Below are 19,036 nucleotides of genomic sequence, written 5' to 3' on the forward strand. Positions count from 1 at the left end.
CTAGCCTTCTGTCGTAGTTGCGTCTAGTGGTGGCGAAGCGATATAACGGCGTACCAGCCAGTTCGGTGCAGCGGGGAGCAAGCAGTTGGATTTGAAGCGCATAAATGATCACATCAGTGTTTCCGGGCAAATCCAGCCTGAAGACATAGCAGCGCTCAAGGCCCAGGGCTTTACCACGATCATCAATAATCGCCCCGAAGGCGAATCGCCCGATCAGCCGGATGGCGCCGCAATCGAGGCGGCCGCCAAGGCGGCTGGGCTGGCCTATTATGCTATTCCACTGGGCCGTGAAGGGGTTTCCCCCGCCATGGTCGAGGCGACCAAGGCCGCGCTCGAGGGGAGCACAGGCCCGGTGTTTGCCTTCTGCCGTTCGGGAACGCGCTCGACCACTCTGTGGGCGCTGAGCCAGGCCGGCGAATTGGATGCGGGCGAGATCATCGCCCAGGCGGCCGAGGCCGGCTATGACATGAGCCATTTGGCCGGTCACCTCAGCCGCGACTAGACGGTATTTTTTCGGCGGCATGGCCGGGCGACCGGCCCGGCCCATTCCAGACTGAGCCGGATCGCTCCCAGCGATCCTACGCCCCCTCCTGCTCGGAATTTATATCGATGCCAATCAAGAAAATCCTCGTCGCCAACCGCAGCGAAATCGCCATTCGCGTGTTCCGCGCCGCCAATGAGCTGGGGATCAAGACGGTCGCCGCCTTTGCCGAAGAGGACAAGCTGGCGTTGCACCGTTTCAAGGCGGACGAGGCCTATCTGATCGGCAAGGGCAAGGGGCCGGTCGAGGCCTATCTGCAGATCGACGAATATATCCGCATTGCCCGCATCTCGGGTGCCGATGCGATCCATCCCGGCTATGGCCTATTGTCGGAAAGCCCGGAATTCGTCGATGCCTGCGAGGATGCCGGCATCATCTTTATCGGCCCGCGGGCGCAGACCATGCGCGATCTGGGCAACAAGGTCGCCGCGCGCAATATGGCGATCGCCTCCAAGGTGCCGGTGGTGCCGGCCACCGAGGCGCTGCCGGACGATCCCGCTGAGATCAAGAAACTGGCGGCCGAAATCGGCTATCCGCTGATGCTCAAGGCGAGCTGGGGCGGTGGCGGGCGCGGCATGCGCCGCATCATGGATGAAAAGAGCCTGCTCTCGGAAGTTTCCGAAGGCAAGCGCGAGGCCAAGGCGGCCTTCGGCAAGGACGAGATGTATCTCGAAAAGCTGGTCGAGCGGGCGCGCCATGTCGAAGTGCAGCTGATTGGCGATGATCACGGCAATCTGGTGCATCTGTTCGAGCGGGATTGCTCGGTGCAGCGGCGCAACCAGAAAGTGGTGGAGCGGGCGCCCGCGCCCTATCTCGACGACAAGGTGCGCAAGGAATTGACCGACGCCGCCGTACGGCTGGGCAACGCCGCCAATTATCGCGGCGCCGGCACCGTCGAATTCCTGATGGATGCCGATACCGACAAATTCTACTTCATCGAGGTCAATCCGCGCATCCAGGTCGAGCATACCGTCACCGAGGAAGTGACGGGCATCGATATCGTCAAGGCGCAGATCCACCTGCTCGATGGCGCGGTGATCGGCACACCCGAATCTGGCGTCCCGCTGCAAAAGGACATCCATCTCAACGGCAATGCCATTCAGTGCCGGGTGACCACGGAAGACCCCGAGCAGAATTTCATTCCCGATTATGGCCGCATCACTGCCTATCGCGGCGCCACCGGCTTTGGCGTGCGGCTCGATGGCGGCACCGCCTATGCCGGCGCGGTGATCACCCGGTTTTATGATCCGCTGCTGGAAAAGGTCACCTGCTGGGCCCCGACCGCCGAGGAAGCCATTGCCCGCATGCACCGCGCTCTGCGCGAGTTCCGCATTCGGGGTGTCTCGACCAATCTGGCGTTCCTTGAGAACATCATCACCCATCCCGACTTTGTCGAGAACCGCTATACGACGCGCTTCATCGATACGACGCCCGAACTGTTCAACTTCAAGCCGCGCAAGGATCGTGCGACCAAGCTGCTCAGCTACATTGCCGATGTCACGGTCAATGGGCACCCCGAAGTGCGCGACCGCCCGCGCCCGCCGGCCGAGGCTGCGGCGCCCGTATTGCCCGAATTCCCGCCGCTGGCGACCATTGACGGCAGCCGGCAGGTGCTGGACCGGAACGGTCCGGCGGCGCTGGCCAAGTGGATGAAAAAGCAGAAGCGGGTGTTGTTTACCGACACCACGATGCGCGACGCGCATCAAAGCCTGCTCGCCACCCGCATGCGCAGCTATGACATTACGCGCATTGCCCAGGCCTATTCGCGAGGTCTGCCGAACCTGTTCAGCCTTGAATGCTGGGGCGGGGCGACGTTCGACGTCTCCATGCGCTTCCTCAATGAGGACCCCTGGGAACGGCTGGCCAAGGTGCGCGAAGGTGCGCCCAATATCCTGACGCAGATGCTGCTGCGTGGCTCCAATGGCGTGGGCTACACCAATTATCCCGACAATGTGGTCAAGTTCTTCGTCGCCGAGGCGGCCAAGGGCGGGGTGGATATTTTCCGCGTCTTCGATTGCCTCAACTGGGTCGAGAACATGCGCGTCTCGCTCGACGCGGTGCTTGAGGCCAACAAGGTCGCCGAGGGCGTCATCTGCTATACCGGCGATCTCTTTGATCCCGACCGTTCCAAATACGATCTCAAATATTATGTCGGTCTGGCGCAGGAGCTGGAAAAAGCCGGCGTGCATGTGCTGGGGATCAAGGACATGGCGGGGCTGCTCAAGCCCGCTGCGGCCAAGAAGCTGATCTCGACGCTGCGCAACGAGACCGATCTGCCGATCCATCTGCACACCCACGACACGTCGGGTGCGGCGGCAGCGACGGTGCTGGCGGCGGTGGATGCGGGGGTCGACGCGATCGACGCGGCCATGGATGCGCTATCCGGCACGACCAGCCAGCCGACGCTGGGTTCGCTCGTGGCGGCCCTAGCCGGTGGCGAGCGCGATCCAGAGCTCGATTCCAAGGCGATTCGCCAGATTTCCTTCTATTGGGAAGCCGTGCGCACGCAATATCGCGCCTTTGAGAGCGATCTCAAGGGCGGGGCGTCCGAAGTCTATCTGCACGAAATGCCCGGTGGGCAGTTCACCAATCTCAAGGAACAGGCGCGCTCGCTGGGCCTTGAAACCCGCTGGCACGAGGTCGCCCAGACCTATGCCGACGTCAACCAGATGTTCGGCGATATCGTCAAGGTGACCCCCTCATCCAAGGTGGTTGGCGACATGGCCCTGGCCATGGTGTCGGCCGGGCTGACCCGCGCCGATGTGGAAGACCCCAAGCGCGATATCGCCTTCCCCGATTCCGTCGTCGGTTTCTTTGCCGGCGATCTGGGCCAGCCGCCGGGCGGCTTCCCCAAGGAATTGCAAAAGAAGGTGCTCAAGGGAAAGAAGCCGCTGACCGAGCGGCCTGGCTCCTATCTCAAGGATGTCGACCTCGAGGCCGAGCGCAAGAAGATTGCCGACGAAGTCGGGCATCCGATCGACGATTTCCGGCTCGCCTCATACCTCATGTATCCCAAGGTCTATGCCGATTTCGAAAAGACCCAGGAGCGCTACGGTCCCACCGAAGTGCTGCCCACCCCGGTCTATTTCTATGGCCTGCATGAAGGCGATGAATTGCTGGTCGATATCGAGAAGGGCAAGACGCTGGTCCTGCAATATCTCGGCCGCGCGCCCACCAATGAAAAGGGCGAAGTGCGGGTGTTCTTCGACCTCAACGGCCAGCCGCGTACGATCCTCGTGCCCGACCGGCTCAAGGTTGGCGAAGTCAAGCTGCGGGCCAAGGCCGAGTCGGGCGATGCCAAGCAAGTCGGCGCACCCATGCCGGGCGTGATCTCGACCCTCGCCGTCAAGGAAGGCCAGTCGGTCACTGCCGGCGACGTGCTGTGCTCGATCGAAGCCATGAAGATGGAAACCGCCATTCATGCCGAGATCGATGGCGTGATCGCCGAACTCCTGATCAAGCCGGGCGATCAGATCGACGCCAAGGACCTGTTGGTGCGGTTCGAATAGGCTAAATCCTGGCTCCCATGGCTTGGGCAATCCTGCCGAAGTCATGGGCACTGATCTCGAACAGGCCAAAGCGCATCTGGTAACCCCAGTTCGTCCGGCCGCGGGTGAATTCGAGCTGGTCCAGCAAGGGGGCGACTGGCGCGTCGGTCGCCTCGACATAGTCCACGTCGCGGCGATAGGCCGTCCCGCCGCCCATCTCGCCGGCATAGATGTCGCCCGGTCGCACCCGGCCGATCAGCGTGAAGGCCTGCAATTTATCCTTGCCGCGGAAAGTTTCGGTGGGAGAATAATAGATCACGCCATCGCCGGGCGAGAGCCGGCGCAGTGGCGCGGCCTTGCCGTGATTGACCTGCATGAAACCGGCTTTGCCCTTGCGGGCGTGCTCGGCCGAGGCCACAGCTATCCAGTATCGTTCCATACCAATTCTCCTGCCGATGACGCCATCTAGCAGGAGCGGGTGTCAGAAAATGGCAGTGGCCACTAAAGCCGCCGCGCCCGGCCATTGATGGTCTGGTCATTGCGCTCGCGCATATCGGCGCGGACCGGCACCGGCAGCCGCGAAACGATCCAGCTGACCATGAGCGGCACCAGGATCAGATCATCCATCCAGCCCGCCAGCGGGATGAAGTCGGGAATGATGTCGATCGGGTTGACCAGATAGAAGGCAACGAACAGCGTCGCCGCCTTGAGATGAAGCGGGGTTTCCGGCGCGAACAGCGCCTTCCACAGCAGTAGCGCTTCCTTGCGGAAGAGCATAATGCGCGGGATGAAGCGGGACGTCAGGAGCTTGAACATGCACCTTAAATGGTTGCCCTGGGGCCGGGTTCAAGATGGTGCGGCAATTGTGATCGCGACACGTCTTCGCCATCATCAATCAGAAACATTGCGCAGATAGGCTCGGAGGCTTATTTCTGCGGCCAACAGCTTTAGACAGGTGAATGATGGCGGGTCCGGCGGCACGCAGGCAATCGGTGGGTGTGGATGTCGGCGGGGTGCTTGTCGGCGGCGGCGCGCCCGTGGTCGTGCAGTCCATGACCAATACCGACACGGCCGATATCGACGCGACGGTCAAGCAGGTGATGCAGCTGGCGCGGGCGGGTTCCGAGATCGTGCGCATCACCGTCGATCGCGACGAGTCCGCGGCGGCCGTGCCGATCATCCGCGACCGGCTGGCCTTCATGGGCTATGACGTGCCGCTGGTAGGCGATTTCCACTATATCGGCCACAAGCTGCTGACCGATCACCCCGCTTGCGCCGAGGCGCTGGCAAAGTATCGCATCAATCCGGGCAATGTCGGCTTCAAGGCCAAGCGCGATACGCAGTTTTCGACGCTGATCGAGATTGCCAACCGCTACAACAAGCCCGTCCGTATCGGGGTGAACTGGGGTTCGCTCGATGAGGAACTTCTTACCAAGCTGATGGACGAGAACGCGGCTTCGGCGGCGCCGATTTCAGCCTCCGCCGTGCAGCGCGAGGCGATCATCCAGTCGGCCCTTCTGAGCGCGCAACGTGCCGAAGCGCTGGGCATGGGCCGCGACAAGATCATCCTTTCCACCAAGGTCAGTGACGTCCAGCACCTGATCGCGGTCTATCAGGACCTGGCGGCGCGCTGCGATTATGCCCTGCATCTGGGGCTGACCGAGGCCGGCATGGGCACCAAGGGCGTCGTGGCCTCCTCGGCCGCCCTGGGTATCCTGCTGCAGCAGGGCATTGGCGACACGATCCGCATTTCCCTCACGCCCGAGCCGGGCGGGGATCGCACCACCGAGGTCAAGGTGGCGCAGGAATTGCTGCAGACCATGGGCTTCCGCCAGTTCCTGCCGGTGGTCGCTGCCTGCCCCGGTTGCGGACGCACCACGTCCACCACCTTCCAGACGCTGGCCAAGGACATCCAGGACCACCTCTCCCATTCCATGCCCGAATGGAAGGAACGCTATCCCGGCGTCGAGGGCCTGTCGGTGGCCGTGATGGGCTGCATCGTCAATGGGCCGGGCGAGAGCAAGCACGCCAATATCGGCATTTCCCTGCCCGGCACGGGCGAAACCCCGGCCGCCCCCGTGTTTGTCGACGGCGAAAAAGTCGCCACCCTGCGCGGCGCCGATGTGGCCGACCAGTTCAAGGTCATGGTGGCCGATTATATCGAGCGTAAATTCGGGACGGGGCAGAAGACTGCGGCGGAATAGGCCGGGTCAGCCGGCTTCGGCAATTTCGACCGGCGGCTGGCACGCATCCACCCATTTGCCGCCGCACAGCTCCGCCAGTCGTTCCACACTCAGCCGCACCGAAGCGTGGGTGGAGCCGCCGGCGGGGATGACCAGATCATAGACCCTGAGCGAAGCATCCAGATAGATCGGCAAAGGCTGCGGCAGCCCGAAGGGGCAGACGCCGCCGACTTGGTGGCTGGTCAATTGCTCGACCTCCTCGGCGCCCAGCATGCGCGGGCGGCCGCCAAAGGCCGCCTTGGATTTCTGATTGTCGAGCCGCGCATCGCCACGGGTGACCAGCAGCAACACCTCGCCATTGACGCGGATGCACAGCGTCTTGGCGATCTGGCCGGGCTCGACGCCATGCACCTGGGCGGCCAATTGCACGGTAGCGGTGGAGTGCTCGGTGACTTCGACCATGAGGTCAGGCGCGCGGGCAGCAAGGTCGGCTTGGACGGAGGCAAGGCTCATGACAAAAGTTCTCAGAACAGGCTGGCGAGGCGGGTTTCAAACTTGAACCGCGTCTTTTCGCGGATCGGGGTGGCGAGTGCCCGGCGCATGAAGGCGGGGTCGATTTCCCTGACGCCATCAAGCGCCATCAACTCGCTGACGGTGACGCGCTCGCCGGCATAGGGCTGGTAGCCCACACCCATGCCCGCTTCGACCGCGCCCGGCGCCAGCACCCGGCAATAAGCGCCGGGGCGGTTGGCGCGGTGGAAGCGGCGGACCCAGCCCGGGCCGCCCATGCGCGCGGCAAAGGTCATGCAGGGCGTGCGGTGATAGGTGACTTCGAGCAGTGCCGGGCCGATGGCGAAGCGATCACCAATGGCAACTTCGCGACCCTCGATCCCCCCAATTGTCAGGTTCTCGCCAAAGGTGCCCGGCGCGATCGATTGGCCGAGTTCATCGGCCCACCACAGATAGTCATCGGCGAAGTAGACATAGATGGCCTGATCGCTGCCGCCGTGATGCTTGCGGTCGCAAATGGCGTCGCCCGCCAGGCCCAGCCGCTCGATATTGGCTGTGGCGACCGGCGTCTTGATGATGCCGGTCAGCGGGGCATAGCCCGGGATGTGCTGGGCTGTGCCCAGATTGATGCTGAGCAATTGGGCCATGGCTCAGTTTTCCCGGCTGGCGAAATAGCGGGCCGTGGCGCGCAGGCCATCGGCCTTGGGGCCGAAGGTGCGCAGGGCGGATTGGGCTGAGGTGACGGTGGCCTTGAGGTGCTCGCGGGCTTCCTCGATACCGACGCGGGCGACCAGGGTCTGCTTGCCTTTGGCCTCGTCCTTGCCGGTTGCCTTGCCCATGGCCTCGGGCGTGGCGGTGACGTCGAGGATATCGTCGGCCAGTTGGAAGGCGCGGCCGGCGGCCTCGGCATAGGCGGTGAGTGCGGAGAGCGCCCGCGGATCGGCTCCACCCAGAATAGCGCCCATGCGCACGCTGGCGCGGATCAGCGCACCGGTTTTCATCGCCTGCATGGTGGCGACGTCATCGCCGGAAAAGCCGCCCGCCTCGCCCTCGATATCGCGCATCTGCCCCCCGGCCATGCCCCCGGCGCCGCTGCCGGCCACCAGTTCAGTCACCAGCGCCACGCGGGTAATGGGATCGGGATGGCATTCGGGGGAAGCGAGCAGGCCAAAGGCGTGGGTGAGCAGCGCATCACCGGCCAGGATCGCCGTAGCCTCGTCAAAGGCCTTGTGCACGGTGGGGCGGCCGCGGCGCAGGTCGTCATCGTCCATGGCGGGCAGGTCGTCATGGATCAGCGAATAGCAATGGATCATTTCGACCGCGAGCCCGGCAATCAGCGCGGCATGCGGCGGCACGTTGAAGATATTGGCGGCCTGACGCACCAGCAGCGGCCGCAGCCTTTTGCCCCCGCCCAGGCTGCCATGCCGCATGGCGGCGATCAGCCGATCAGCCGCCGGGCCCGGGCCGCTCAGCCGGTCGGCCGTCAATTGCCGGTCAAGCGCGGTTTCCACGGCCAGGGCGCAATCGGCAATGTCGGCGGCAAAATCGTACATGGCTCGTTGCTAGCCGGTTTGGGGCGGCTGCGGCAAGGGGGGCGGTGCCCGAGAGCCACGATCCGCCTCCTCCCCCTTGAGGGGAGGAATTGCGCCGCAACATTCAAAAACGCGGTGTCATCCCGGCGCAGGCCGGGATCCATGCTGAAGGCCCTCCCCAAGCTGGATGGGTGCGGGGCACCACGGACCTGGATTCCGGCCTGCGCCGGAATGACATTGTGGGTGATACGAGTCCGAGCACTCCCGCTCAAGGGGGAGGGGATGAGATCGCGGCTCCCGGCCATCTTCACCAATATCGCCGCCACCTCTTTGCCCCGCCCGCTGCTGCCGCTATGGAATGGTCCATGGCACGAGCACGCAAACCCAAGGGCATCTGGCGCATTCTGCGTCCTCTTTGCATGCTGGTCGCTGCCCTTATTGCCATTCCGCTGGTCTTGACCCCCGCCTATCTCGTCATCGATCCGGTCTCGGTGCCCATGCTCGAGCGCTATGTCACAGGGCGCCCCGTGGTGCGGGAATGGCGGGATATCGGGGCGATTTCCGATCGCCTCAAGGCCGCGGTAGTGCTGTCCGAAGATGGCCAATTCTGCCGGCATTGGGGTGTCGACCTCGGCGCCCTGCGCGACGAGGTCGAGCGCTATATGGCGGGCGAGGATGCGCGCGGCGCCTCGACCATCACCATGCAGGTGGCGCGGAATCTGTTTCTCTGGAATGGGCAAAGCGTGGTGCGCAAGGCGCTCGAAGTGCCGCTGGCGCTCTATGTCGATCTGGTGCTGCCCAAACGCCGGATCATGGAAATCTATCTCAACATTGCCGAATGGGGCCCTGAAGGCCAATTCGGCGTGGCGGCGGGGGCGCAGCGGGCCTTCGGCATCGAGCCGCAGAACCTGGATTGGCGGACCGCCACGCTGTTGGTCACGGCCCTGCCCAATCCCATGCTGCGCCAGCCGGGCCGGCCCTCGGGCGGCATGCTGCGCATTGCCGGCATCGTGCAGAACCGGACCCAGCAATATGGCGACCGCGCCAGTTGCGTCGGGGAGGACGGGCGGCTGGCGTTGTGAGGGGCACAATGTCACTATCTCCAAATCCCACCACCCCCACCGGGTCATTCCGGCGCAGGCCGGAATCCATGCTGTGTTCTTCTGACGCATGCGATGGTAGAGGATGGCTTTCAGGATGGATTCCGGCCTGCGCCGGAATGACACCGCGCTGGTGGATGGCTTGGTGGTGAAACCACCACAAAACCCACTAGCCAAGCCCCCCGTCTTGCTCTATAGACCCGATCAATCCCAACAGAGATAAGTCTCTGGGCCGCTTTGGCGGCGCAACGATATTGAATTCGGAGTACCGACCATGGCAGTGCCAAAACGAAAGACCTCGCCGATGAAGCGCGGCTTCCGCCGCTCGGCCGACGCTCTTGCCAACCCTACCTATGTCGAAGACAAGGATTCGGGCGAGCTGCGTCGTCCGCATCACGTCGACCTCAAGACCGGCATGTATCGCGGCCGGCAGATTCTCGACGTCAAGAAATAAGCCGAAGACGAGCTGCAGCCATGCGCTCGGATTTGTAGATAATGCAACGGCCGGTCCCGATGGGGATCGGCCGTTTTGCTTTGACCATGCCGCCAAAAAGAAGCGGCCCACACTCGGAGATTTCCATGAGCATGCGCGTTGAATCGGACTCGATGGGCACCATCAATGTCCCGGATAACAAATATTACGGCGCGCAGACGGCACGAAGCCTGGCCAATTTCGATATTGGCGGGGAGAAAATGCCCAAGGAAATCGTGCATGCCTTCGGCATCCTGAAAAAGGCTGCGGCTCTGGCCAATAACAAGCTGGGCCTGCTCGACGACAAGACGCGCGACCTGATCGTTGCTGCGGCCGATGAGGTGATTGCCGGCAAGCTGGAAGATCATTTCCCGCTCGTCGTGTGGCAGACCGGCTCGGGCACCCAGTCCAATATGAATGTCAACGAGGTGATCTCCAACCGTGCCATCGAGCTGGCCGGCGGCACCATGGGCTCCAAAAAGCCCGTCCACCCCAATGACCATGTCAATATGAGCCAGTCCTCCAACGACACCTATCCGACCGCCATGCATATCGCGGCCGTCGAGGCGCTGGAGAATTACCTGTTTCCGCGCGTCGAAAAGCTGCGCGACACGCTGGCCTCCAAGTCGGAAGAATTCATGGATGTGGTCAAGATCGGCCGCACCCATTTGCAGGATGCGACGCCCCTGACCCTGGGCCAGGAAATGAGCGGCTGGGTCGCCCAGCTCGACCTGGCCGTGCAGGCCATCAAGGTGACTATTCCCCAGCTCAAGGAGCTGGCGCTGGGCGGCACCGCCGTCGGCACCGGGCTCAATGCCCATCCCGATTATGCCGTGGCCGTGGCCAAGGAGATCGCCGCGCTGTCCGGGCATGACTTCGTCACCGCCCCCAACAAATATGCCGTCATGGCCGGCCACGACGCCTTTGTCGGCACCTCGGGGGCGCTCAAGCAATTGGCTGCCGCCCTGATGAAGATTGCCAATGACGTGCGTTGGCTGGCCTCCGGCCCGCGCTCGGGCCTGGGCGAAATCACTATTCCGGAAAACGAGCCGGGGAGCTCGATCATGCCGGGCAAGGTCAATCCGACCCAGTCGGAAGCCATGACCATGGTGGCCGTGCAGGTCATGGGCAATGACGCTGCGATCGGTTTTGCCGCGAGCCAGGGCAATTTCGAGCTCAATGTGTTCAAGCCGGTCATTGCCTATAATTTCCTGCAATCTGTGCGGCTGCTGGCCGATGCGGCGCGGTCGTTCAACGACAATTGCGCCATCGGCATCGAGCCCGACCGGGCCCGCATCAAGGAATTGGTCGACAAGTCGCTGATGCTGGTCACCGCGCTCAACCGCAAGATCGGCTACGACAATGCCGCCAAGATCGCCAAGACCGCGCACAAGAACGGCACCACCCTGCGCGAAGAAGCCATCGCCTTGGGCCTGCTCACCGGCGAGGAATTCGACGCCGAAGTGAAGCCCGAACAGATGGTCGGACCGCTCAAGCTGAAGAAGTAAGGCACTCCTCGGGCTCGACCCGAGGGGCAGTAATCCCCGCTAGGCCAGAAGCGTCTTACGATAGCCCGGCGGCATGCGCCGCTGGGTGGACCGGGCGCGGCTGGCATAAAGGCCGATGGCGCCTTCGAGCGGTGGCCGCTGGCGGGGACGCTGCTGTCCCAGTTGCGCCCGGCCGGTCAGCAATTGGCTGACGAACGCCGCGCCGGTCTGGCTGTGCAGCAGCGAGGGTTTGGGGCCCGCCGGTTCGAGCGCAACCGGCAGTCCCGAGATAGGCCCGATTTCCGTCTCAAAATCAGCCATTTATGCCTCGCCTGTATCAAAGCGGGCCAGATTGTCCCGGAATGGGACGGGTGCTCTGGCGCGTTACCCTATACAGGGCAAACGTTATGCCAGATGCTAACAGTCTGTTAACCTATTGCAGCGCGAAAGCGGTGGATTGTCAGAAACTATCCTTGCCCTTGCGCAGGGCGGCGAACACTTCGGCGGGCGCCGCATTCTCCAATCCATAATAGGCGGCGATCACCTTGTCGTCCGCTCGCAGGAACGGATTGGTGGCTTTTTCGGTTCCCAGGCTCACCGGAATCGTAGCTTTTCCGGCCTGCCGCAGCGCCTTGACCTCCTCGGCCCGCGCCTGCAGCGCCTTGTTGTCGGGATCGACCGACAGCGCAAAGCGGGCATTACTCTCGGTATATTCATGGCCGCAATAGATCAGCGTGTCGTCGGGGAAGTCACGTAACGCCTTGATTCCATTCCACATTGGCTCGGGTGTGCCCTCGAACATCCGCCCGACGCCGAGCGAGAACAGCGCGTCAGCGGTGAACAGATGCTTGCCGATCTTGTCGTGAAAAACCACGTGACCCAGCGTATGGCCGGGCGTGGCATAGACATCGAACACCGTCTCGCCCAGCTGGATCTGGTCGCCGGCCTCTACCAGTTCATCCAACCCGGCAATCTTGTCGGCCTCGGCCTTGGGGCCAACCACCCGCACCCCATACTCCGCCTTGAGTTCGGGGATAGCCTCGACATGGTCGATATGGTGGTGAGTGATGAAAATATCGCTGAGCGTCCAACCCCGGTAGAGCAAGGCATTCTTGATGGCCGCGGCCTCGGGAGCATCGATGGCGGCGGTGCGGCCGGTGGCGGTGTCGTGCACCAGATAGCCGAAATTGTCGCTGCGCGCCGCAAAGACGTCGACGATCAAACCCATGAAACTGCTCCTTGAATAGATTATTGCCCGAAAGCTAGCTGCGCGCACCTGACATGGCAAAGGCCCATTAGACAAGTTCATCGCACTGCGGCAGAGTTAGCATATGACGAGCGATGTCACCCGCCTGATTGGCTATTACAAATCTCCCCTGGGCCGGATTTCCCGCACACTGGTGCGCGAACAGGTGCTGGGCCTGGCCGGCGATGTGGCGGGTCTGCGGGTGCTGGGGCTGGGCTTTGCCACGCCCTATATGCGCTTTGCGCTGGGCCAAGCGGAACGGGTGCTGGCCTTCATGCCGGCGCGGCAAGGCGCGTCGGCCTGGCCGCGGGAGGGCCCGTCCCACACCGTCTTGTGCGATCCGCTCGAAATGCCGCTGACTGATGCCTCGATCGATCTGACCATTGCCGTGCATATGCTCGAGCATGTGTCGGACGATGAAGAATTGATGCGCGAATTGTGGCGGGTCACTGCGCCCAATGGGCATCTGATTCTGGTCGTGCCGCGGCGGCGCGGCATCTGGGCGCAGCGCGACAATACCCCCTTCGGCTCGGGCAATCCCTATTCGGGCGGGCAGCTGGAAAAGCTGCTGCGCGACCATAGTTTCGTGCCCGTGGCCTGGCGGGACGGGCTGTTCCTGCCCCCGTTCCAGTCTTCGCTGGTGCTGAAATCAACGCGCTTTTTCGAAGGCGTGGGGCGCTTGTTCGGCCCGGCAATGAGTGGGGTGATCTGCGTGCGGGCGCGTAAGGAGGCCTTTCCGGCCGTCCCCCGGCGCAAGAAGGAAGAGCGCTTCGTGCGCGTACCGGGCTTGAGCGCTGCGACGGCGCGCCAAGGCTAGTGCTTTCCTTTGCCATAGCGCGTCAGGTTGACTATGGTCCGCGCGGTTTTGACCCCGATAAGCAGCACCATGTCCGACGATCTTCGCCCAACGCCGCAGCCCGGTATCCTCGACATTTCGCCCTATGTGCCCGGCAAGTCCGGCGCGCCAGGCAGCAAGGTCGTCAAGCTCTCGTCCAATGAATCCCCGCTGGGGGCCAGCCCCAAGGCGATCGAGGCATTCCGGTCGGTCGCGGATCATCTTGAAATCTATCCCGAGGGATCCTCGAAAATCCTGCGCACGGCGCTGGGCGAGGTGCATGGCATCGATCCCGAGCGCATCGTCTGCGGCAATGGCTCGGACGATCTGCTGCACCTGCTCGGGCAATGCTATCTGGGCGAGGGCGATGAGGCGCTGATGAACCAATATGGGTTTTCGGTCTACCCCATCATTACCAGGGCGACGGGCGCCAGTATCGTCAAGGTGGACGCCACCAATTACGCCGCCGATGTCGATGCGCTGCTGGCCGCAGTGACGCCGCGCACCAAGATCGTCTGGCTGGACAATCCGAACAATCCGACCGGCACCTATCTCAGCGACGCCGAAGTGCGGCGGCTGCATGCCGGGCTGCGGCACGATATCCTGCTCGTCATCGACAGCGCCTATGCCGAATATGTGACGGCGGCAGATTATTCGGTGGGGCTGGAGCTCGTGGGTGAGGCCGACAATGTCGTAATGGTTCGCACCTTCTCCAAAATGGGGCTGGCGGCGGCGCGTATTGGCTGGATGGTGGGACCGGCCCATGTCGTGGATGTCATCAACCGCATTCGCGGGCCGTTCAACGTCAATCTGCCGGCGCAGCTGGCGGGAGCGGCGGCGACGCGCGATGTGGAATTCACCGCGCGGCTCAATGCGCATAATGCCAAGTGGCGTGACTGGCTGGTGAGCGAGCTGGATGGCAATTACATGCATGTCGTGCCCAGCCAGGCCAATTTCGTCATGGTGCTGTTTCCCGATGCCGAGCATGCTGCGCTGGCCTTCGAGACGCTGATGCAGCGCGGGTTGATCGTGCGCGAAATCGGCACATCCTATGGCATTCCGCACGGCTTGCGCATTTCCATCGGCAGCGAACAGGCCATGATTGGCGTTGCCGGCATTCTCAAGGCATTGGTGAAAACCGCATCATGAGTGTCAAATTTCGCAAACTCGCGCTGATCGGCATTGGCCTGATCGGCTCCTCCATCGCGCTGGCTGCCCGCCGGCAGGGATTGGCCGAGATGATCGCCATCTCCACCCGCAAGAGCGAAACGCTGGAAGAGGCGCGGGCGCTCAATCTGGGCGATATCTATACGCTGGATGCCGCCGAAGCCGTGCGCGGCGCGGACCTGGTGATCCTCTGCGCGCCGGTGGGCGCCTATGAGGCGATCGCCAAGGCGATCGCGCCGGCGCTGGAGCCGGGGGCGATCCTTTCCGATGTCGGGTCGGTCAAGGCGCATGTGGTCAAGGTTGTGGGCCCGCATGTGCCCGCTGGGGTCAGCTTTATCCCCGGCCATCCCATTGCTGGCACCGAGCATTCGGGGCCCTCGGCGGGCTTTGCCGAATTGTTCGCCGGCCGCTGGTGCATTCTGACGCCGCAACCCGATGTGCCGCAGGCGCAGACTGAAAAGCTCGCGGCTTTCTGGGAAGGCATGGGCAGCGATGTCGAAATCATGGAAGCGGGGCACCACGATATGGTGCTGGCCATTACCAGCCATATTCCGCATCTGATCGCCTACAATATCGTCGGCACGGCGGATGACCTTGAAACCGTCACCAAGTCCGAAGTCATCAAGTTCTCGGCGGGCGGGTTCCGTGATTTTACCCGTATTGCCGCATCCGATCCGGTGATGTGGCGCGATGTGTTCCTGACCAATCGCGAAGCGGTGCTGGAAATGCTGGGGCGGTTTCTTGAGGACCTTTCCGTGCTGCAGCGGGCGGTCGATAGCGGGGATGGTCCGGCGCTGGAGTCGATCTTCACGCGCACACGCGCCATCCGCCGCTCGATCATTTCGGCGGGCCAGGAAACCGCCGCTCCCGATTTCGGCCGGCCGCATGAAGCGCCGCCCGCGCCCGCCGCGCCGTTGTTCGTGCGCGAGCATGGCGGGGGCGACGACGCTTAGTAGAGCGGCGGAATGGCGGCTATGGGGACCAGACCCGAATAGATGCCGCCGGCGCGGAAGTTGAGTTGGTTGGTATAGGTGCCATCGGCGCTTGGCGTGCCCAGCACCAGAGTGCGCCAGGGCTCGGCCAATAGGGGCCCGATGCGTTCGGCGACGCCGGTGGATTTGATATCGATCTGGCCCTCAACCTGGCCGGCATCGTCGAGCTTGAGGTCGCCGCTGGCATCGAGTGTGGATGCGGCATCGCTGCCGCGCACCGAGACCAGCTTGAGTTGACCACCCGCTTGCTGCCAGAGCGTGAGCAGCAGCGGATCGCCCCAATTGCGGATGTCGTCGGGCAGGCCGTTCAGTTCGAGCTCGATTTCGGCACTGGTGTCGGTCAGCGTCAGGCCGGGATAGGCCAGGTTCTGAGCATGGATATAGCCAGCGAGTGCGGACAGGTGGCGGTCACTATCGTGCTGCTCGGGAATGTCGAGCAGATGGGCTTCGATCAGCGGGCTTTGCGCCAGGACGTTATTGCCCATCAGCGTATCGGACCAGACCACATCCTTGCCGATGATGGAGAGGCGGGAGATGCGCCAGTCATCAATGCGGATGCTGGCTTCGAGACCTGACCAGGCCAGCGTGTTGCGCAGGCCGGTAAAGGCGTCGGTGATACTGGCGGGGCCCAGGGCGGAGGCCAGCAGATGGGTGGGGCGATAGACCATGATGCTGGCGCGAATGCCGGGGATTTCGGTCAGCAGGTCCCCGCTGGCGATTTTGGCGTCGGTGCAATCGACATCGAAGCGGAACGGGAAGCCGCCGACATTGAGCGTGCCGCAGGTGAGGCGCGGACTGGTGATGCCGTCGGCCTGGGCCTGAGCCTCGATATTTTGCCGGACGAGGCCGGCGATGACCAGCCAGGCCGCACTCCAGGCGAGGACGACAAACAGCATGACGCTGCCGAGAATGATGATTCGCTTCTTCATGGGGAGCACTCTTATCCTCGGCGGTGCTGCGGCTAAAGCCGTTCAGCGTGGGTAAATCCGGGTCGATCTATAATTGCATGGCAACTAGATGCAGAGGGCCGTTGCCGCAATCGCGCAGCTTTACTAGGATTCTGGTGTGGATATGACGCTGAACGCACAATCGAGCCTGCTGCCAACCCATTGGGTGTTCGGCTATGGCTCGCTGATCTGGAACCCCGGCTTTGCCCATATCAGCGCGCAGCAGGGCCTGTTGCGCGGCGCGCATCGCTCGCTGTCGATCATTTCAACCCATCATCGCGGTACGGCCGAACGGCCGGGACTGGTGTTCGGGCTGGCGCGGGGCGGGGCCTGCCGGGGTATGGTGTTTGAGGTGGCCGAGGCGGATTGGGCGGCGGTGCGGGAATATCTGGAAGAACGCGAGCAGGTGACCTCGGTCTATCGCGACGTGATGCGCCCGGTGCGGCTGGCCGACGGGCGGATGGTGAGCGCCCTGGCCTTTGTGGTCGACGAGGCCCATGAGCAATTTGCCGGGCGGCTGTCGCTGGAGCAGCAATTGGCCATGGTTCGGGCCGGGGTGGGGCTATCGGGCCGCAATGTGGATTATGTGATCAATACGGCGCGCCATCTGGCAACGCTGGGGATCCGGGACCGGCAGCTGATGGCGCTGGTGGATATGCTCGAAGAGGGTGCGGAAGCCGCCTAGGACCTCAGGCCGCCTGGGCGGCCATGGGTTCGGCGCCTTCGAGGTCCCAGATGGTACTGAGGCGTTCGGAATCGGCGGCGGGGGAGACGAGGCGGAAGACCCGGTCGGCGCAGTCCAGCGCGAGGCGGAAACGGCTCCGGCTCATCGGATCACTCACGAGATCGGCGGTCGAGCCGACCCAGAGTACGTGGCTACCCTTCGCGATAATGTAGAGCTCGGCTTCGCCCATGGCGAAATGTTCGAGATTTTCGCTGACCAGGTCATAGGAGCGGCCCGAACGGCCCTGCCAATTGGTCCCACGGCTAAAGCCGCGTGTCACAATCCTGCCCTCAACCATGCCAGCCATTGCCGTGTCCCCTGTTCAGTAGAACAAGAACAAAATTAGAACAAAATGCCGCAGCTGTCAAGCTGGCACCCATGTCGTTCCTACATCTATGTATGTGACAGCAGGTTCTGTCAATATATAGTGGTGTGGGGCCGTCAGGAGCGCGAAGCTTTGAGAGCGTCGATCCTGCTGCTGAGATCGGGGTCCAGGGGACGCGAAAGGCCCTTTTCCGCAGCAGCGAGAATCAGATCAGTCGATTCGGATTCGATGGCTTTTTTGAGTCGGGCGGAGAAAACATCAGGCGGCAGCCCGGGTTCGATGGCGGGCAAGAATTTGGCTTCGGCCTTGCCTGGCCAGATGACCAGGCTATTGCGACCCCAGAACAGGCCGGAATTCAGCGCCACCGGCACGACGGGCACGTTCAACTCGCCATACATGCGCACAATGCCCTGCCGGTAATCGGCGGGAGCAAGCGGAGCCTTGCGGGTGCCTTCGGGAAAAATCACGATGCGGCAGCCGCGATCGATGGCGGCATGGGCCTGGGTCATCAATTGAGGAATGGCATCGGCACCGCGGCGGCGATCGACAGCGATGCAATCGAGCGAGCGAGCGGCCCAGCCAAAGAATGGCAGGTCCATTAGCTCCTGCTTGATGATGTAGGCGGGGCGGCCAGTATAGGGAAAAACGGCGAAGACGTCCCAATCGGACTGGTGCTTGCTGGCAATGATGCAGCCGCCCTCCGGGATATTCTCTGCGCCAGTGACGATGGTGCGCACCCCCGTCAGCACGCGCAACAGCCACACATTGGAGCGGCACCAATATTTGGCCAGCGTCCAGGCGAGATTGGTGCGGCGGCGCGTGATCAGCCAGAGCAGGCCGATGATGATGGCGATGATGGCGGTCTGGCCAATGAAGACCACATAGAACAGCGCCGTGCGGATCGCCTGGATGAACTTCAAATCGGACCTCTCTGGCGCAACAGACGGCCAGCTTCTGCAGCGTTCTTAATGGGCAATGCCGCTGCTGGCGAGATATTCCCGCAATTGTGCAAGCTGATCGGCGCTCAGCAGCCGCTTGGGCAGCATGCGATAGATGCGGGGACCTTCAAAGAGCAGGATGATCTTGTCGTTTTCGAGCCAGGAATGCAGGTGCGCCCAGGGCACCAGGTTCTCTCCATATTCGGAGCTGAAGCTTAGCCCCTCGGGCGACCAGCTGTAGTCGACGGGCGCGCGCAGGATCTTTTGGGCGGCAAAGGCCTGGCGGGCGGCGCGTGGCCCCAGGATCAGCGTCATGCCCACGATTATGGCGATGGGCAACACGGCGATCAGAACGATGATGGCGACAAAGGGGATGGTCGCGGCCCCATCGGTCCCGACGGTGATGGCGATAAGGGCGATGATCAGAAACAGCCACATCGCACCAAAGCGCAGCAGAGTGGAGCGGCGCAGCAGGAAGGACAGGCCGTAGAGCCTTTGCGCTGCCACGGCGTCCGCTTCGGTGAGGGCGACTCTGACCGGCTGCATGGC

The 19,036-nt window shown here is 63.0% G+C and carries 21 protein-coding genes; 10 read left to right on the forward strand and 11 right to left on the reverse strand.

Annotated elements, in window-relative coordinates; translation table 11 throughout:
* Positions 1-91 precede the first annotated feature (91 nt).
* Positions 92-502, forward strand: a complete 411-nt coding sequence (locus N8A98_RS10795; protein WP_262171276.1) for a protein tyrosine phosphatase family protein — start codon at positions 92-94, stop codon at positions 500-502.
* Between the two features lie 107 nt (positions 503-609).
* Positions 610-4,050 carry a pyruvate carboxylase gene (pyc, locus tag N8A98_RS10800; RefSeq protein ID WP_262171277.1) on the forward strand — a complete coding sequence of 1,147 codons (3,441 nt, stop codon included), beginning with the start codon at positions 610-612 and terminating at the stop codon, positions 4,048-4,050.
* Position 4,051: 1 nt separating this feature from the next.
* Here pyc and N8A98_RS10805 read toward each other — a convergent pair whose 3' ends face one another.
* Complete coding sequence (locus N8A98_RS10805; RefSeq protein WP_262171279.1) at positions 4,052-4,468, reverse strand: EVE domain-containing protein; 417 nt, start codon at positions 4,466-4,468, stop codon at positions 4,052-4,054.
* A gap of 62 nt (positions 4,469-4,530) precedes the next feature.
* A complete protein-coding gene (locus N8A98_RS10810; RefSeq protein WP_113119895.1) occupies positions 4,531-4,845 on the reverse strand; it encodes a YkvA family protein in 315 nt (104 codons plus the stop codon).
* 146 nt (positions 4,846-4,991) lie between these two features.
* Between N8A98_RS10810 and ispG the strand changes: the two genes are divergently transcribed.
* Positions 4,992-6,233 carry a flavodoxin-dependent (E)-4-hydroxy-3-methylbut-2-enyl-diphosphate synthase gene (gene ispG, locus N8A98_RS10815; protein WP_262171950.1) on the forward strand — a complete coding sequence of 414 codons (1,242 nt, stop codon included), beginning with the start codon at positions 4,992-4,994 and terminating at the stop codon, positions 6,231-6,233.
* Positions 6,234-6,239: 6 nt separating this feature from the next.
* Here ispG and N8A98_RS10820 read toward each other — a convergent pair whose 3' ends face one another.
* Genes N8A98_RS10820 through N8A98_RS10830 form a run of 3 tightly spaced genes read right to left on the reverse strand, consistent with a single transcriptional unit; the run spans position 6,240 to position 8,275 of the window.
* Positions 6,240-6,725 carry a YbaK/EbsC family protein gene (locus N8A98_RS10820; RefSeq protein WP_262171281.1) on the reverse strand — a complete coding sequence of 162 codons (486 nt, stop codon included), beginning with the start codon at positions 6,723-6,725 and terminating at the stop codon, positions 6,240-6,242.
* An 11-nt stretch (positions 6,726-6,736) separates the two neighbouring features.
* Entirely contained in the window at positions 6,737-7,369 is a 633-nt protein-coding gene (locus tag N8A98_RS10825) for an MOSC domain-containing protein (RefSeq protein WP_262171283.1), read from the reverse strand.
* 3 nt (positions 7,370-7,372) lie between these two features.
* Positions 7,373-8,275 carry a polyprenyl synthetase family protein gene (locus tag N8A98_RS10830; RefSeq protein WP_262171284.1) on the reverse strand — a complete coding sequence of 301 codons (903 nt, stop codon included), beginning with the start codon at positions 8,273-8,275 and terminating at the stop codon, positions 7,373-7,375.
* A 344-nt stretch (positions 8,276-8,619) separates the two neighbouring features.
* Here N8A98_RS10830 and N8A98_RS10835 point away from each other — a divergent pair, with 344 nt between their 5' ends.
* From N8A98_RS10835 to fumC, 3 genes are all read left to right on the forward strand, one after another.
* A complete protein-coding gene (locus N8A98_RS10835) occupies positions 8,620-9,336 on the forward strand; it encodes a transglycosylase domain-containing protein (protein WP_262171286.1) in 717 nt (238 codons plus the stop codon).
* Between the two features lie 292 nt (positions 9,337-9,628).
* Entirely contained in the window at positions 9,629-9,808 is a 180-nt protein-coding gene (gene rpmF, locus N8A98_RS10840) for a 50S ribosomal protein L32 (protein ID WP_035097219.1), read from the forward strand.
* Positions 9,809-9,933: 125 nt separating this feature from the next.
* Positions 9,934-11,334, forward strand: coding sequence for a class II fumarate hydratase (fumC, locus tag N8A98_RS10845; protein WP_113119891.1), 1,401 nt, complete (start codon positions 9,934-9,936; stop codon positions 11,332-11,334).
* Between the two features lie 39 nt (positions 11,335-11,373).
* On the opposite strand, the gene N8A98_RS10850 is transcribed toward fumC, so the two are convergent.
* Positions 11,374-11,634, reverse strand: coding sequence for a hypothetical protein (locus N8A98_RS10850; RefSeq protein WP_262171289.1), 261 nt, complete (start codon positions 11,632-11,634; stop codon positions 11,374-11,376).
* Positions 11,635-11,773: 139 nt separating this feature from the next.
* Positions 11,774-12,541 (reverse strand): hydroxyacylglutathione hydrolase, encoded by a 768-nt coding sequence (gloB, locus tag N8A98_RS10855; RefSeq protein WP_262171290.1) that lies wholly within the window; start codon positions 12,539-12,541, stop codon positions 11,774-11,776.
* A gap of 103 nt (positions 12,542-12,644) precedes the next feature.
* On the opposite strand from gloB, the gene N8A98_RS10860 reads away from it, so the two are divergent.
* The 3 genes from N8A98_RS10860 (at position 12,645) to N8A98_RS10870 (ending at position 15,514) form a co-directional block, all read left to right on the forward strand.
* The gene (locus N8A98_RS10860; protein WP_262171292.1) at positions 12,645-13,376 is read left to right on the forward strand and encodes a class I SAM-dependent methyltransferase; all 732 of its coding nucleotides are present in this window, start codon (positions 12,645-12,647) and stop codon (positions 13,374-13,376) included.
* 69 nt (positions 13,377-13,445) lie between these two features.
* Positions 13,446-14,543, forward strand: coding sequence for a histidinol-phosphate transaminase (hisC, locus tag N8A98_RS10865; protein ID WP_262171293.1), 1,098 nt, complete (start codon positions 13,446-13,448; stop codon positions 14,541-14,543).
* The gene (locus N8A98_RS10870; RefSeq protein ID WP_262171952.1) at positions 14,537-15,514 is read left to right on the forward strand and encodes a prephenate/arogenate dehydrogenase family protein; all 978 of its coding nucleotides are present in this window, start codon (positions 14,537-14,539) and stop codon (positions 15,512-15,514) included. The genes hisC and N8A98_RS10870 overlap by 7 nt, the downstream gene beginning before the upstream one ends.
* On the opposite strand, the gene N8A98_RS10875 is transcribed toward N8A98_RS10870, so the two are convergent.
* Positions 15,511-16,482 (reverse strand): DUF2125 domain-containing protein, encoded by a 972-nt coding sequence (locus N8A98_RS10875; protein WP_262171294.1) that lies wholly within the window; start codon positions 16,480-16,482, stop codon positions 15,511-15,513. The genes N8A98_RS10870 and N8A98_RS10875 overlap by 4 nt on opposite strands.
* 142 nt (positions 16,483-16,624) lie before the next feature.
* On the opposite strand from N8A98_RS10875, the gene N8A98_RS10880 reads away from it, so the two are divergent.
* Entirely contained in the window at positions 16,625-17,185 is a 561-nt protein-coding gene (locus N8A98_RS10880) for a gamma-glutamylcyclotransferase (protein ID WP_262171295.1), read from the forward strand.
* A gap of 4 nt (positions 17,186-17,189) precedes the next feature.
* On the opposite strand, the gene N8A98_RS10885 is transcribed toward N8A98_RS10880, so the two are convergent.
* The 3 genes from N8A98_RS10885 to N8A98_RS10895 form a co-directional block, all read right to left on the reverse strand.
* A complete protein-coding gene (locus N8A98_RS10885; protein WP_262171296.1) occupies positions 17,190-17,531 on the reverse strand; it encodes a hypothetical protein in 342 nt (113 codons plus the stop codon).
* Positions 17,532-17,665: 134 nt separating this feature from the next.
* Positions 17,666-18,469 carry a lysophospholipid acyltransferase family protein gene (locus tag N8A98_RS10890; protein WP_113119883.1) on the reverse strand — a complete coding sequence of 268 codons (804 nt, stop codon included), beginning with the start codon at positions 18,467-18,469 and terminating at the stop codon, positions 17,666-17,668.
* 45 nt (positions 18,470-18,514) lie between these two features.
* Complete coding sequence (locus tag N8A98_RS10895; protein ID WP_262171298.1) at positions 18,515-19,033, reverse strand: YcxB family protein; 519 nt, start codon at positions 19,031-19,033, stop codon at positions 18,515-18,517.
* Positions 19,034-19,036 lie beyond the last annotated feature (3 nt).

The sequence above is a fragment of the Devosia neptuniae genome (assembly GCF_025452235.1).
Taxonomy (GTDB): domain Bacteria; phylum Pseudomonadota; class Alphaproteobacteria; order Rhizobiales; family Devosiaceae; genus Devosia.

What these genes read in the sequence shown, in the direction of transcription:
- N8A98_RS10885 (WP_262171296.1), bottom strand. Translation starts at nt 17,531, where the DNA reads ATGGCTGGCATGGTTGAGGGCAGGATTGTGACACGCGGCTTTAGCCGT.
- pyc (WP_262171277.1), top strand. Translation starts at nt 610, where the DNA reads ATGCCAATCAAGAAAATCCTCGTCGCCAACCGCAGCGAAATCGCCATT.
- fumC (WP_113119891.1), top strand. Translation starts at nt 9,934, where the DNA reads ATGAGCATGCGCGTTGAATCGGACTCGATGGGCACCATCAATGTCCCG.
- N8A98_RS10875 (WP_262171294.1), bottom strand. Translation starts at nt 16,482, where the DNA reads ATGAAGAAGCGAATCATCATTCTCGGCAGCGTCATGCTGTTTGTCGTC.
- N8A98_RS10895 (WP_262171298.1), bottom strand. Translation starts at nt 19,033, where the DNA reads ATGCAGCCGGTCAGAGTCGCCCTCACCGAAGCGGACGCCGTGGCAGCG.
- N8A98_RS10820 (WP_262171281.1), bottom strand. Translation starts at nt 6,725, where the DNA reads ATGAGCCTTGCCTCCGTCCAAGCCGACCTTGCTGCCCGCGCGCCTGAC.
- N8A98_RS10805 (WP_262171279.1), bottom strand. Translation starts at nt 4,468, where the DNA reads ATGGAACGATACTGGATAGCTGTGGCCTCGGCCGAGCACGCCCGCAAG.
- N8A98_RS10825 (WP_262171283.1), bottom strand. Translation starts at nt 7,369, where the DNA reads ATGGCCCAATTGCTCAGCATCAATCTGGGCACAGCCCAGCACATCCCG.
- N8A98_RS10810 (WP_113119895.1), bottom strand. Translation starts at nt 4,845, where the DNA reads ATGTTCAAGCTCCTGACGTCCCGCTTCATCCCGCGCATTATGCTCTTC.
- N8A98_RS10860 (WP_262171292.1), top strand. Translation starts at nt 12,645, where the DNA reads ATGACGAGCGATGTCACCCGCCTGATTGGCTATTACAAATCTCCCCTG.
- gloB (WP_262171290.1), bottom strand. Translation starts at nt 12,541, where the DNA reads ATGGGTTTGATCGTCGACGTCTTTGCGGCGCGCAGCGACAATTTCGGC.
- N8A98_RS10850 (WP_262171289.1), bottom strand. Translation starts at nt 11,634, where the DNA reads ATGGCTGATTTTGAGACGGAAATCGGGCCTATCTCGGGACTGCCGGTT.
- N8A98_RS10880 (WP_262171295.1), top strand. Translation starts at nt 16,625, where the DNA reads ATGACGCTGAACGCACAATCGAGCCTGCTGCCAACCCATTGGGTGTTC.
- N8A98_RS10835 (WP_262171286.1), top strand. Translation starts at nt 8,620, where the DNA reads ATGGCACGAGCACGCAAACCCAAGGGCATCTGGCGCATTCTGCGTCCT.
- N8A98_RS10830 (WP_262171284.1), bottom strand. Translation starts at nt 8,275, where the DNA reads ATGTACGATTTTGCCGCCGACATTGCCGATTGCGCCCTGGCCGTGGAA.
- rpmF (WP_035097219.1), top strand. Translation starts at nt 9,629, where the DNA reads ATGGCAGTGCCAAAACGAAAGACCTCGCCGATGAAGCGCGGCTTCCGC.
- ispG (WP_262171950.1), top strand. Translation starts at nt 4,992, where the DNA reads ATGGCGGGTCCGGCGGCACGCAGGCAATCGGTGGGTGTGGATGTCGGC.
- hisC (WP_262171293.1), top strand. Translation starts at nt 13,446, where the DNA reads ATGTCCGACGATCTTCGCCCAACGCCGCAGCCCGGTATCCTCGACATT.